The organism is Pararoseomonas baculiformis, from assembly GCF_017813395.1.
GTDB classification, from domain to species: Bacteria; Pseudomonadota; Alphaproteobacteria; order Acetobacterales; family Acetobacteraceae; genus Roseomonas; species Roseomonas baculiformis.
Window position 1 is genome coordinate 39,738 of record NZ_JAGIZB010000021.1, and the last position, 11,908, is coordinate 51,645.

The following is an 11,908-nucleotide window of genomic DNA, read 5'->3' on the forward strand; positions in this document are numbered from 1 at the left end:
TCGCCGCCAGCCTGCCGCCGTGGTCACGCGCGTCAAGGTCGCGCCTGCGGCGCGCCTCTCCGCAGTGGTTCTGCTAACCTTAACCCGCGCTGCGCGCGACGGCCGGGCCGGCGGCGTCGGGACAAGGGGCGCCCCGGTGAATTCGACGTGCTCACCGCGCGGCCGCCCTCGCTTTGGCCGGATGGCGGCCAGCGCCTCGAAGTCGAGACCGCGGAACACGCTCATGTCGCTGTCCAACGGTAGTTCGACCCGGGCGACGGCGGCGAGTTCGCTGCGGTTCATGCCGTGGTCGCCGTGATGCTCATGAACCCCGCCGAGTTCGTGCCCCACCTGGAGCCGGATGGCACGCGGATCCAGCTTCAATTCCCGTGCCAGGGCAATTTTGGCATGCCGGAGCCCGTGGAACATGGTGAACAGCTTGGGTTCAGACCGGCGGTCCGGAAAAGGCGCGCCATCCGCTTGGAGGTGGTGTTGGCCGGGTCCCTCGCTTTGTGCAGGCTTTCCAACATGAAACCCTGGCCACGCCGCGCCCAGTCGATGAGGCCTGCTTCGGCCAGCACGTCATGCAGCACGAAGCAGGTGAGGGACTCGTCAGTCTCAAACGGCGCCGTCACCCACCGCTCGCCATTCCCTACGCTGCCGCGGGGAGGGACGACCCAGCAGCCATGGTACCGCTGGATGTCCTCCCGGCGCAGGTAGGTAAGCAACCCCAACCGGCGGCCGGTCAGGACGCCAGCAGCGGCAACATTGCCTCCGCAAGCATTCCGCTTTCAACACCGGCGCGGAATACGCGGTTCCGCGCGGTGTAGTCGGGCGCCGGGCCGTGACGCGCCTTGGGAACGCCCTTGGGTATGACAATCCGCATGCCCTCCAAGCTGAAGGGAACTCCCGCGCTGGCGCAGCCGTCGGGCAGAATGGTCTTAACCTTGCCGAGGTAGTTGTTGACCAGCGTGCTCTCGCTAGGCCCCTCTGCCCCCTGCTATTTCGCCTCGGCAATTTATCGTCAGGCGTCCTCAATCTTGTAATCGGGGTTCGTGGAAACGTTGGGGGCGGGGGGGGGGAAGGTGGCGGACATCATCGACGAATTTCTAAATGTCGTCCTGCGTGTATTGGCTGACCGGCTTGTCGCCGTACAATCGCACGAATACTGCCTTGCGATGGCGCATGTATTTGAGTTCGTCGTATCCGTCGCCGTGCGCTCGCCGTAGCTTCTGATAGTAGGCGTCCGCCGCGGCGCTGAACAACGGAACATGCTTCAACGCGGTCGCGGACGCGACCTTGGCCTCTATGGCCGCCTGCATGACCCGCATGTCCGTGACAACGGTGAGCACCTTGGCGATGTCCGCAGCCGATTCCCGTGGCGGCAGGTGAGGTTCGCCCAGATGCTCGCGGCCCGTCTCCTCGTCGGTGATGACCTTGCGGAATTAGGCCTCCAGGGCCGACCCTTAATTCCGCGCCGCCGCTCATGCGGCCGGCCAGGAGATCGGCCAAGCCATCAAACTCGACAGCAACCATCCGCGGCGCGAGCGTCGCGTCGGTCGGCTGACACCTGTCCACGTCATCGAGTGCACACAAGAGTGGGAGCATCAGTGCGACATCGTCCCGAAGTCGGGACGCGACTGTTGGCCAGGGATCCGGTGTCCTAGGGTCCGGACTCGATCAGCACCAGAAGGCGACGATGGCGGCGATCGCGACGGCGGAGTCGAAGTTGGCGGCGAGCTTGTCGTAGCGGGTGCCGATGCGGCGGAAGTCTTTCAGGCGGCATATAGCGGCCTCGATGCGCCAGCGGTCGCGGTAGCGCCTCTTGTCATGACGGATGGGACGTTTGCGGCAGCGGCGGCCTGGGATGACCGGCTTGGTGCCCATGGCGCGTAGGTCGCGCCGCAACGCGTCGGCATCGTAGCCCCGGTCCGCCACGAGGCGGCGCAGGTGGCCGGGGGTGGCGGCGAGCACGTCGGGCGCTGCCGTCACGTCGCTGGCGTTGCCAGGTGTCAGATGGATGACCGCGGGGCGGCCGAGGACGTCGGTGAGGACGTGGATCTTGGTAGTCTGGCCGCCGCGCGACGGGCCGATGGCCTGCGCCTTTGCCCCCCTTCCCCGCCGTGAGCCGAGCGGTGGGCGCGGACGTAGGTGCTGTCGAGGGAGGCCGTCTCGGCGATCCATCCCCGCTCGGCCAGGGTGGCCAGCATGGCGCGCCAGAAGCCGCGCCGAGACCAGCGGTTGAACCGGTTGTAGACCGTCGTGGGAGGGCCGTACTCGGCCGGGCAGTCGCGCCAGCGGCAGCCTGAGCGCAGGACGTGCACGATGCCACTGATGACCCGGCGGTCGTCCACCCGGTGAGCGCCGGGCTGGTTCTGCGGCATGAACGGCTCGATCACCGCCCACTCTGCGTCCGAGAACCAGAACAGGTCTGCCATAGCCACCTCCATGCCGCACGCCGACAGCACGGAATCCCAATTGCCCCGGTTGATCAATAATCTGATCTAGTTTCGACCCTAATTCCAACCTCGGCCATGTCGTGGAACCTCGCGCGCTCGAAATGAATGTTTGCGGATACCGCAAGGACCCAAGCGGCGACTTCCGCCGCACGCTCCGGATTGCTCCAAGCGTGATTCGGATCGGCGACGAATTTAACGAAAAGTTAAAGCGAGTGGACACCCGCATTTGGAACATCCAGGAAGACCCTTTGCGGGTCAGGTGGCGGCCATGCACGGCGGGTTACAATCCGGAGCACAATCCGCGCGGTCATACCGCCGAAAGACTTAGAAATTGGCCGTCAGAAAATGGCGGAGGGGATGGGATTCGAACCCACGATAGGACTTGACATCCTATAACGGTTTAGCAAACCGCCGCCTTCGGCCACTCGGCCACCCCTCCGCAGGAGTGGAAAGTCTCACGGCGTTGCAGAAGGCGCTTCTACCCGCCCCCTGCCCGCGCGTCAAACCGCCAAATGACGATTCATGACAAAGCCACCTCGAAGCCACGCTTCGTGGCCGGGCGGGCCATCATCCGCTCATACCAGCCAGCCACGTTGGGCAGGTCGTCAAAGGGCACCTGGTGCCGCTCATGCCGCCAGGCCCAGCCGATGATGGCGAAATCGGCGATGCTCGGCTCGCCTTCGGTGGCCACGAAGTCCCGGCCTGCCAAGCGCTTTTCCAGCACGCCATACAGGCGGCGGGTTTCCTTGCCGTAGCGGGCCAAGCCGTATTCCTTGGCCGGCCCGTCCGGCTGCATCAAGAAGTGGTGCACCTGCCCGGGCATCGGCCCGAACCCGCCCATCTGCCACATCAGCCATTCCAGTACGGGCACGCGGGCGCGCAGGTCGGCGGGCAGGAACCTCCCGGTCTTCTCGGCCAAGTAAAGCAGGATGGCGCCCGATTCGAAAACGCTGATCGGCTGCCCGCCCGGCCCCTCGTCATCAACGATGGCAGGGATCCGGTTGTTCGGGCTGATGGCGAGAAACTCGGGCCGGAACTGCTCGTCGGCCCCGATATTGACGGTCTTGACGATGTAGGGCAGGCCCATCTCCTCCAGCGCCACACTGATCTTGCGGCCGTTGGGGGTGTTCCAACTGTGCAGGGTGATCATGCTTTATCTCCTCGCACGGGAGCATCGCCGCAGCTGACCCGGCAGGGAAGCCACCCCGGGCCGCCCTGGAACCGGGCAGGCCGCCTCCCGATATCCGGGATGCCATGCCGGACACCCATCAGCCCGACCTCGCGCGCCATGTCCCACCCGGAAGAGCGCTGGGCAGCCTCGCCCTGATCCGCGCGGTGATCCGGAACCCGCTCGAGGCCCTCCCGAGAGAAGCCTTCGAACAGCCCATCGCCCGCCGCACCGTGCTGGGCCGGGAACGCTACTTCGTCACCAGCCCGGAGATGATCCAGGAGGTGCTGCTCACCCAGGCCGACGCCTTCGCCAAGTCGGAAGCGATGCGCCGGGCCCTCGCTCCGGCGCTCGGGGATGCCATCCTCACCGCGGATGGCGACCGCTGGCGGTGGCAGCGGCGCGCCGTGGCGCCGATCTTCCGTCCTGACCGGGTGCAGTCCTTCCTTTCACCCATGATCGAAGCGGCCGCCCGCACCCGGGACCGCTGGCTTGCCCTTCCGCCGGGCACCGAAATCGAGCTCGGCCACGAGATGATGCGGATGACCTTCGACATCATTGTGGAAACCATGCTCTCGGGCCACGCGGCCATCGATGTGGCGCGCGTGGAGAACGGCATCACCACCTATCTGGAGAGCACGGGCTGGGCCATCGCCTTCGCCATGGTGAAGGCGCCGGGATGGACCCCTTTTCCCGGCCAGCGCCGCGCCGCTCGGGCGCGGGATTATCTCCGGGGCGAGCTGCTGCGCCTTGTTTCGGAACGGCGCCGCCTCGGCTCCGAGCGGGAGGACCTGATCGCCCTCCTCCTGGCCGCACGGGATCCGGAGTCGGGCCAAGCAATGGATGACCGCGATATCGCGGACAACCTCCTCACCTTCATCACCGCCGGCCATGAGACGACAGCCCTGGCCCTGACCTGGGCCTTCTACCTCCTCGCCCGCCACCCGGAGGAGGAGGACCGGTTGCTGGCCGAAATCACGCAGGCAACGGGCGGCGCCCCCCTGAAGCCGGAAGTGGTGCCCCGCCTCGTCCGCACCCGCCAGGCTGTTCAGGAGGTGCTGCGCCTCTATCCCCCTGCCCCGATCATCGCCCGCGGGGCCACGCGCCCCGTGGAGGTCGGGGGACACCGGATCGCGGCCGGCACCACGGTCCTGATCCCTGCCTATGCCACCCACCGGCTGCCCGGCATCTGGCCCGATCCGCACCGCTTCGATCCCGGCCGTTTCGCCCCGGCGGAGGTGAAGGCGCGCCATCGCTATGCCTGGATCCCCTTCGGTGCCGGCCCGCGCATCTGCATCGGCCTGGGTTTCGCGATGGAGGAGGCAACCGCCATCCTCGCGACGCTGCTGCCCGCCATCCGCCTCCGCCCGGAGCCCGGCTTCAACCCGGGCCTCCAGATGCGGATCACCCTCCGTCCCGCCCGCGGCATGCCCATGCGGATCACCCGCCGCTGAGCGGCCGCCTGGCTGGCCCACCCCGCTGATCCGGGGCAGGCTCGCCCCTGTCACGAAAGGAATCGCTTCAAAGATGTCCGGCTTCGGCTCCAACCCAGGCCCCGTCCCCGGGATGACCGACACGGCGGCGATGATGCATTACGACGCCAACAAGCGGTCGGTGCTCATCGCCTACATCCTCTGGTTCTTCCTGGGCTGGTTCGCCGCCCACCGCTTCTATGCGGGGAAGATGGCCAGCGGCCTCTTCATGCTCGCGGTCAGCCTCATATCCTGGGCGCTCACGGCCATCGCCATCGGCTATCTCGGCCTCGCCTTCATCGGCCTCTGGCTGCTGATCGACGCCTTCCTCATCCCCGGCATGATCCGGTCCTACAACCGGGGCATCATCGCGTCGCTCGGCCGCTGAGCCCGGCGGAATTTTCTGCCGCCTGAAACACAAGCCCCCTCCAGTGCGTCTCACCATCGCGCGGGAGGGGCCTATGGCGGAAGACGGTGTGCTGGATTGCCTGATCATTGGCGGGGGGCCCGCCGGCCTGACGGCCGCCCTCTATTTGGCCCGGTTCAACCGCCGCTTCGCTCTGGTGGATAGTGGCGCCAGCCGCGCCGCCTGGATCCCCACGAGCCACAATGTCCCGCTCTTCGCCGAGGGGATCGGCGGCCCTGAGCTCCTGGCCCGCCAGAAGCAGAACCTTGCGCAGTATGGCATCACGCCCGTCGTGGCGCGGATATCGGGGCTGCACAAGCTGCCCGGCCACTTCGTGGCGATGCTGGAAGGCCATGAGGAGAGCCGCCAGCTCCGCGCACGCCGTGTGCTCCTGGCCACCGGCTGCGTCGATATAGAACCCTCGCTTCCCGACCTGCCCGACGCCGTGCAGCGCGGCCTTGTCCGCTATTGCCCGATCTGCGACGGCTACGAGGCCCGCGACAGGAAGGTCGCCGTCCTCGGCCATGGTGCCCGCGGCCTGGGTGAGGCCGTTTTCATCGCCCGCAGCTACTCGCCGGATGTCACGCTGCTGACCCTCGGCCAGTCGCTTGCCGCGGAGGAGGAGGCGCGCGCGAAGGAGCATGGGATCCGCGTGATCACCGCCCCTATCGAGGCGCTGGACATCGAAGGGGAGCGCATCAGCGCCATCCGCGCCGGCGGCCAGGAGCACCGGTTCGAGACGCTCTATTCGGCGCTCGGCCTGAAAACCCGCTCGGACCTCGCCCTCGCGCTGGGCGCCGAGCATGACGAGAGCGGCGCGCTCATCGTCGATGACCACAACCGCACCACCGTCCCCGGCCTCTACGCCGCCGGGGACGTGGTGCGTGCGCTGAACCAGATCGTGGTGGCGATGGGCCATGCCGCCATCGCCGCCACGGATATCCACAACCGCTGCGAATTGCCGACCGAGGACGAGATCGGCGGCAAGCCCGGCGACTGAGGGGCCTCAGGCGTCCAGCTTCGCCTTCAGCACCTCGTTCACCAGGGCAGGGTTCCCCTGCCCCTTCATGGCCTTCATCACCTGGCCGACGAACCAGCCGAACAGCGTGGGCTTCGCCTTGTACTGCGCCACCTTGTCCGGATTGGCCGCGATGATCGCCTCCACCGCCGCCTCGATGGCGCCGGTGTCCGAGACCTGCCGCAGCCCTCGCTCCTCGACGATGGTCCCGGGCGCCTTACCCGTCTCCGCCATCGCCTCCAGCACCTCCTTGGCCATCTTGCCCGAGAGGGTCTTGTCCGCGATCAGGTCCAGCAGCGCGCCGAGATGCTTTGCCGAGACCGGGCTGTCCTCGATCCCCTTCCCCATCCGGTTCAGGATGGCGAAGAAGTCGCCCATCACCCAGTTGGCCGCCACCTTCGGATCGCGCCCGGCAGCCACCTCCTCGTAGAAGGCCGCCGTCTCCTTCTCCGCCACGAGCACCGAGGCATCGTAGGCGGAAAGGCCGAACTCGTTTACGTAGCGCGTGCGGCGCGCATCCGGCAGCTCCGGCAGCCCCGCCTTCAGCTCCTCGATCCAGGATGGGTCCACCACCAGCGGCGGCAGGTCCGGATCGGGGAAGTAGCGGTAGTCATGCGCGTCCTCCTTGGACCGCATCGAGCGGGTCACGCCGCGCGTGGTGTCGAACAGCCGCGTCTCCTGGTCGACGGTGCCGCCGGATTCCCACACCTCGATCTGCCGCCGCGCCTCGGCCTCCACCGCCTGCATGACGAAGCGGATGGAGTTGACGTTCTTCACCTCGCAGCGCGTGCGGAAGCCCTCGCCGGCCTTGCGCACAGAGACATTCACGTCCGCCCGTAGCGAGCCCTGCTCCATGTTCCCGTCGCAGGTGCCGAGATAGCGCAGGATCTGCCGCAGCTTCGTGAGATAGGCGCCGGCCTCCTCCGGGGAGCGCATGTCGGGCTCCGACACGATCTCCATCAGCGCCACGCCCGACCGGTTGAGGTCGATGAAGGACTTCGTCGGGTGCTGGTCGTGGATCGACTTGCCTGCGTCCTGTTCCAGATGCAGGCGCGTGATGCCGATCTCCTTCGTGCTGCCGTCCGACAGCTCAACGGTGATCTTGCCCTCACCCACGATCGGATGGGCGAACTGGCTGATCTGGTAGCCCTGCGGCAGGTCCGCGTAGAAATAGTTCTTCCGGTCGAAGCGCGACCACGGGTTCACCTGGGCGTTCAGCCCCAGCCCCGTGCGCACCGCCTGCGCCACGCATTCCCGGTTGATCACCGGCAGCATGCCGGGGAAGCCCGCATCCACGAAGCTCACCTGGCTGTTCGGCTCCGCGCCGAACTCCGTCGCCGCCCCGCTGAACAGCTTGGCGTTGCTGGTCACCTGGGCATGCACCTCAAGCCCGATCACCAGCTCCCAGGGCCCGGTCTCGCCCTCGATCGTGTAGGTCATGCGAAGGCCCTCACCTGCGGCATCTTCGTCAGATTGGCGGCGCTCTCGATCACCGAGCTCACCGCGAACACCGTCTCCTCGTCGAAGGCACGGCCCAGTACCTGCAGGCCGAGCGGCAGGCCCTGGCGGTCATAGCCCGCCGGCACCGTCATGCCCGGAATGCCGGCGAGGTTCGCGGTCACGGTGAAGACGTCGTTCAGATACATCGCGATTGGATCGTCCTGCTTCTCCCCGGCCGCGAAGGCGGCCGAAGGCGTCGCCGGCGTCACGATGGCGTCCACGCCCGCGAAGGCCTGGTCGAAGTCGCGCTTGATCAGCGCACGCACCTTCTGCGCCTTCAGGTAGTAGGCATCGTAGTAGCCGGCGCTCAGCACATAGGTGCCGATCATGATGCGGCGCTTCACCTCGTCGCCGAAACCGGCGGCACGGGTGCGCTGGTAGAGGTCCTTCAGGTCCTCGCCATTCTCGCGCAGCCCGAAGCGCACACCGTCATACCGCGCCAAGTTGGAAGAAGCCTCGGCCGGCGCCACGATGTAGTAGGTCGGCAGCGCGTATTTCGTGTGCGGCAGGGAGATGTCGATGATCTCCGCGCCCTCGGCGCGAAGCCAGTCCAGCCCCTGCTGCCACAGCGCCTCGATCTCCTCCGGCATGCCTTCCAGCCGGTACTCGCGGGGCACGCCGATCCGCAGTCCCTTCACGCCGCGAGCGCAGGCCGCCGCGAAGTCAGGCACGGGAAGGTTGGCCGAGGTGCTGTCCTTCGGGTCGTGCCCGGACATGCTCTCCAGCAGCAGGGCGCAATCCTCCACGCTCCGCGCGACCGGGCCCGGCGTATCGAGCGAGGAGGCGAAGGCCACCACGCCCCAACGCGAGCAGCGGCCATAGGTCGGCTTGATCCCAGCGATGCCGCAGAAGGCCGCGGGCTGCCGGATCGAGCCGCCCGTATCCGTGGCGGTCGCGCCCATGGCCAGCCGCGCGGCCACCGCCGCCGCAGAGCCGCCCGAGGATCCGCCCGGCACCAGCCGCACGCCATCGTCATTCCCGCGCTTCCACGGGTTCTCCACCTCGCCGAAGGCCGAGGTGGCGTTGGACGACCCCATGGCGAACTCGTCGAGATTCACCTTGCCCAGGAACACCGCGCCGTCCCGCAGCAGGTTCGCCGTCACGGTGCTCTCGTAGGGCGGCACGAAATCGCCCAGGATCCGGCTGGCCGCCGTGGTGCGGGTACCGGCCGTGCAGAACAGGTCCTTGATGGCCAGCGGAATGCCTTCGAGCTTCCCGGCCACGCCGTCCGCCCGGCGCTTGTCCGAGGCGCGCGCGGCTTCCAGCGCCTTCTCCGCCGTGACGGTGACATAGGCGTTCAGGCGCGGGTTCAGGGCCGCGATGGCGTCCAGATGGGCCTGGGTCAGCGCCTCGGAGGTGACGATTCCCTCGGACAGCGCCTCAAGCGCGCCGCGGATGGTGAAATCGGTCGGGTTCATCACTCAACAACCTTCGGAACGGCGAAGAAGGCGCCGGCGCGGTCCGGCGCATTGGCGAGCACCGCCTCCGCCTTCCCGCCATCATTCACGATATCCTCGCGCAGCGGTGCGGAGGTGCCGCCGGCGCCGGAAAGCGGTTCCACCTCGCTGGTGTCAACGGCCTGCAGCTGCTCGATCCAGCCCAGGATCCCGTTCAGCTCCGCTTGCAGGCGCTGGTCCTCCCCCTCCTGCAAGTGGAGCCGGGCGAGGGACGCGACGCGCCTCACGGTTTGCAGGTCTAGCGACATGGTGGGGCAAAAATCCCTGGATGGGGCCGAAGGGGGCCAGGAAGCCCCCCGCCCCCCCGAAGTCAAGGGCCGGGCAGAAGCACCGCCCCTTCCCGTGCACATCGGCTACAATGGCCGGGCATGAAGCTTCGCCCATCCTCGATCCCGCTCCTGGCCGCCCTCCTCCTCGCCTCCTGCGCCGCCTGCCGGCCTGACGAGGGGGAACGGCTGGTCGTGGTGGCCAACGCGGCCCCGGCCGCCATCGCCCTGTTGGGCCGCGGGGCGGGCTCCCTGCCTGTGGTGCTCGCCCAGGCCAATGGGGTGGCCCTGCCCTTCATTCTGGATACCGGGACCGGCCTCACTCAGCTTCGCACCAGCTTCGCAGCCTCGCTCGGCCTGCGGGTCGATCCGGAGCGCTCCACGCACATCACCGGGATGGGCGGCACCTCACGCATGCCCAACGCGCTGCTGCGGGACCTGCAGATCGGCCGGCGCGTGTTCCGGAACCTGTCCGTCCCCGTCGCGCCCGGCGGCGAACAGGTGGAGCGGATTGCCGGGATCATCGGTGCGGACCTGCTGCGCCGAGGCGCGCTGGAGATCGATCTCCCGGCCAGCCGGGTCGCGCTGCACGATTCGCCCTCCTGCCTCGCCGCCCCGCCGCCCTGGCCCGGGGCCGAGGAGATCCCCGTGGAGCTGAGGCTGGAGGGCCTGCCGATCATCACCATCCACCTCAATGACAGGCCGGTCCGCGCGCTGGTGGACACGGGGGCGGTGCGGACCGTGCTGCGCCGGGACCGCATCGCCGATTTCGGGATTCCCGCCTCGGCCCTCACTGCCCCGCCGGCCGGCACCATCTTCGGCACGGGCACGGGCAATGCCGCCTTCCACCTGCACCAAGGCGCCCGGCTCCGGCTGGGGGAGCGGACCCAGGCCACCCTCCCCATCGTCCTCGCCCCCCTGCCCCCCACCCTCCCCGTCGATGTGCTGCTGGGCCAGGACATGCTCGGCCCCCGCAGGCTCTGGCTCTCCTATGCGGGACAGCGTCTCTACCTCGCCCCCTCCTCCGCCCGGCCCTGACCGAAATGCCCGTCACACCCCTCCCTGCCCTTCGCGCCGCCCTGCCCCGCCACGCCCGGCTGATCGGCCTGGACCCGGGCAGCCGGACCATCGGCATCGCCCTCTCGGATGTGCTGCTGATGCTCGCCTCGCCCTATGCCGGCCTGGCCCGCGGCAAGCTCTCGGCCAATGCCGCCGAGATCCGGCGCATCGCGGAAAAGGAGGGGGCGGCCGGCCTGGTCTGCGGCCTGCCTCTGGGCCTCGACGGCTCCTTCGGCCCCGCCGCCCAGGCGGCGAAGGACTGGGCCATGGCCGTCTCGGATGCCACCGGCCTGCCGGTCGCCCTGTGGGACGAGCGCCTTTCCTCCTCCGCCGTGAACCGCATGATGATCGAGGCGGATCTCACCCGCGCGAAACGGGCCAAGGCCGTGGACGCCGCCGCCGCGGCCTACATGCTCCAATCCGCCCTCGACGCCACCCGGCCGCGTCCCACCGAGGAGGACGAGGCATGATCGCCGGCTGGGTGGTCACCGCCTTCATGATGGATGATGACCTGCAATCCCATCCCCGGGCGGACGAGAGACGGCGCTGCGGCTGCCGCGCAGCCACCGTCAGCAGGACCCGCCGCCGCTGAGATCGATGGCCCGCTCCATATAGAGCGCCTGGGCGCCATAGCTCCGCAGCACGGCGTCCAGCGCGGGGTCGGCCACGGGAGCGAAGCCCTGGGCGCGCCAGAACACCTCCGTACCGCCGATCGAAACCAGGGCCAGGGGAAGCCCTCGCGCGATCGCGGCCAGGCGGCGCACCGCCTCGGCCCCCGCGCCGCTCCCACGGGCCGCGGGCAGCAACGCCAGGTCATGCAGGTAGAGCACCTCGGGCTCATCCGGCAGGGCATGGAGCATCCGGTCCAGCGCCACCACCCGCCCGCGCCACCAGGGATGGGCCAGCGCATAGCCCAGCACCGCCCCATCCCCTTCCAGCGCAAGGCATGCCCCAGGGGCCAGCCGCAGCCTTTCAGCGAAGACTCCGTCCGCTTCGGGAAGCCCCGGATGCACGGCCGAAGCGATCGCCGAAACCGCCGGCAGGTCCGCCTCCCGCATGGAGCGCCACGCCCAAGCCTTCCCCCGCAACCCGGCCTCCCCTACACAGCGCCCATCCGCCCCGCC

At 68.5% G+C, this 11,908-nt stretch carries 12 protein-coding genes and 1 tRNA gene; 5 read left to right on the forward strand and 8 right to left on the reverse strand.

Features of this window, described 5'->3' with window-relative positions; translation table 11 throughout:
* Positions 1-1,088 precede the first annotated feature (1,088 nt).
* The 4 genes from J8J14_RS18810 to J8J14_RS18825 form a co-directional block, all read right to left on the reverse strand.
* Positions 1,089-1,331, reverse strand: a complete 243-nt coding sequence (locus tag J8J14_RS18810; RefSeq protein ID WP_209381090.1) for a hypothetical protein — start codon at positions 1,329-1,331, stop codon at positions 1,089-1,091.
* Between the two features lie 328 nt (positions 1,332-1,659).
* Positions 1,660-2,417 (reverse strand): IS5 family transposase gene (locus J8J14_RS18815; protein ID WP_209381091.1). Its coding sequence is split into 2 segments (ribosomal slippage): positions 1,660-2,081 and positions 2,081-2,417, totalling 759 coding nucleotides; the frame shifts between segments, so codons are not numbered across the junction.
* A 367-nt stretch (positions 2,418-2,784) separates the two neighbouring features.
* Positions 2,785-2,877 (reverse strand) — tRNA-Ser (locus J8J14_RS18820).
* Between the two features lie 81 nt (positions 2,878-2,958).
* Positions 2,959-3,588 carry a glutathione S-transferase family protein gene (locus tag J8J14_RS18825; RefSeq protein WP_209381092.1) on the reverse strand — a complete coding sequence of 210 codons (630 nt, stop codon included), beginning with the start codon at positions 3,586-3,588 and terminating at the stop codon, positions 2,959-2,961.
* Positions 3,589-3,692: 104 nt separating this feature from the next.
* Here J8J14_RS18825 and J8J14_RS18830 point away from each other — a divergent pair, with 104 nt between their 5' ends.
* From J8J14_RS18830 to J8J14_RS18840, 3 genes are all read left to right on the forward strand, one after another.
* The gene (locus J8J14_RS18830; RefSeq protein WP_209381093.1) at positions 3,693-5,060 is read left to right on the forward strand and encodes a cytochrome P450; all 1,368 of its coding nucleotides are present in this window, start codon (positions 3,693-3,695) and stop codon (positions 5,058-5,060) included.
* 73 nt (positions 5,061-5,133) lie between these two features.
* Entirely contained in the window at positions 5,134-5,466 is a 333-nt protein-coding gene (locus J8J14_RS18835) for a TM2 domain-containing protein (RefSeq protein WP_209381094.1), read from the forward strand.
* A 73-nt stretch (positions 5,467-5,539) separates the two neighbouring features.
* On the forward strand, positions 5,540-6,484 hold the full coding sequence (locus J8J14_RS18840) for an NAD(P)/FAD-dependent oxidoreductase (RefSeq protein ID WP_209381095.1): 945 nt from the start codon (positions 5,540-5,542) through the stop codon (positions 6,482-6,484).
* A 6-nt stretch (positions 6,485-6,490) separates the two neighbouring features.
* Here the strand turns inward: J8J14_RS18840 and gatB are convergent, their stop codons facing one another.
* From gatB to gatC, 3 genes are read right to left on the reverse strand one after another with little or no spacing between them, the layout of a single operon-like run.
* Positions 6,491-7,942, reverse strand: a complete 1,452-nt coding sequence (gene gatB / locus J8J14_RS18845) for an Asp-tRNA(Asn)/Glu-tRNA(Gln) amidotransferase subunit GatB (RefSeq protein ID WP_209381096.1) — start codon at positions 7,940-7,942, stop codon at positions 6,491-6,493.
* On the reverse strand, positions 7,939-9,420 hold the full coding sequence (gene gatA / locus J8J14_RS18850; RefSeq protein WP_209381097.1) for an Asp-tRNA(Asn)/Glu-tRNA(Gln) amidotransferase subunit GatA: 1,482 nt from the start codon (positions 9,418-9,420) through the stop codon (positions 7,939-7,941). Before gatA ends, gatB begins: the two co-directional genes overlap by 4 nt.
* Entirely contained in the window at positions 9,420-9,707 is a 288-nt protein-coding gene (gene gatC, locus J8J14_RS18855; RefSeq protein WP_209381098.1) for an Asp-tRNA(Asn)/Glu-tRNA(Gln) amidotransferase subunit GatC, read from the reverse strand. Before gatC ends, gatA begins: the two co-directional genes overlap by 1 nt.
* A 120-nt stretch (positions 9,708-9,827) precedes the next feature.
* On the opposite strand from gatC, the gene J8J14_RS18860 reads away from it, so the two are divergent.
* Positions 9,828-10,763, forward strand: a complete 936-nt coding sequence (locus J8J14_RS18860) for a retropepsin-like aspartic protease (RefSeq protein WP_209381099.1) — start codon at positions 9,828-9,830, stop codon at positions 10,761-10,763.
* A gap of 5 nt (positions 10,764-10,768) precedes the next feature.
* On the forward strand, positions 10,769-11,254 hold the full coding sequence (gene ruvX / locus J8J14_RS18865) for a Holliday junction resolvase RuvX (protein ID WP_209381100.1): 486 nt from the start codon (positions 10,769-10,771) through the stop codon (positions 11,252-11,254).
* A 99-nt stretch (positions 11,255-11,353) separates the two neighbouring features.
* On the opposite strand, the gene J8J14_RS18870 is transcribed toward ruvX, so the two are convergent.
* Entirely contained in the window at positions 11,354-11,872 is a 519-nt protein-coding gene (locus tag J8J14_RS18870) for a GNAT family N-acetyltransferase (protein ID WP_245215958.1), read from the reverse strand.
* Positions 11,873-11,908: the final 36 nt, after the last annotated feature.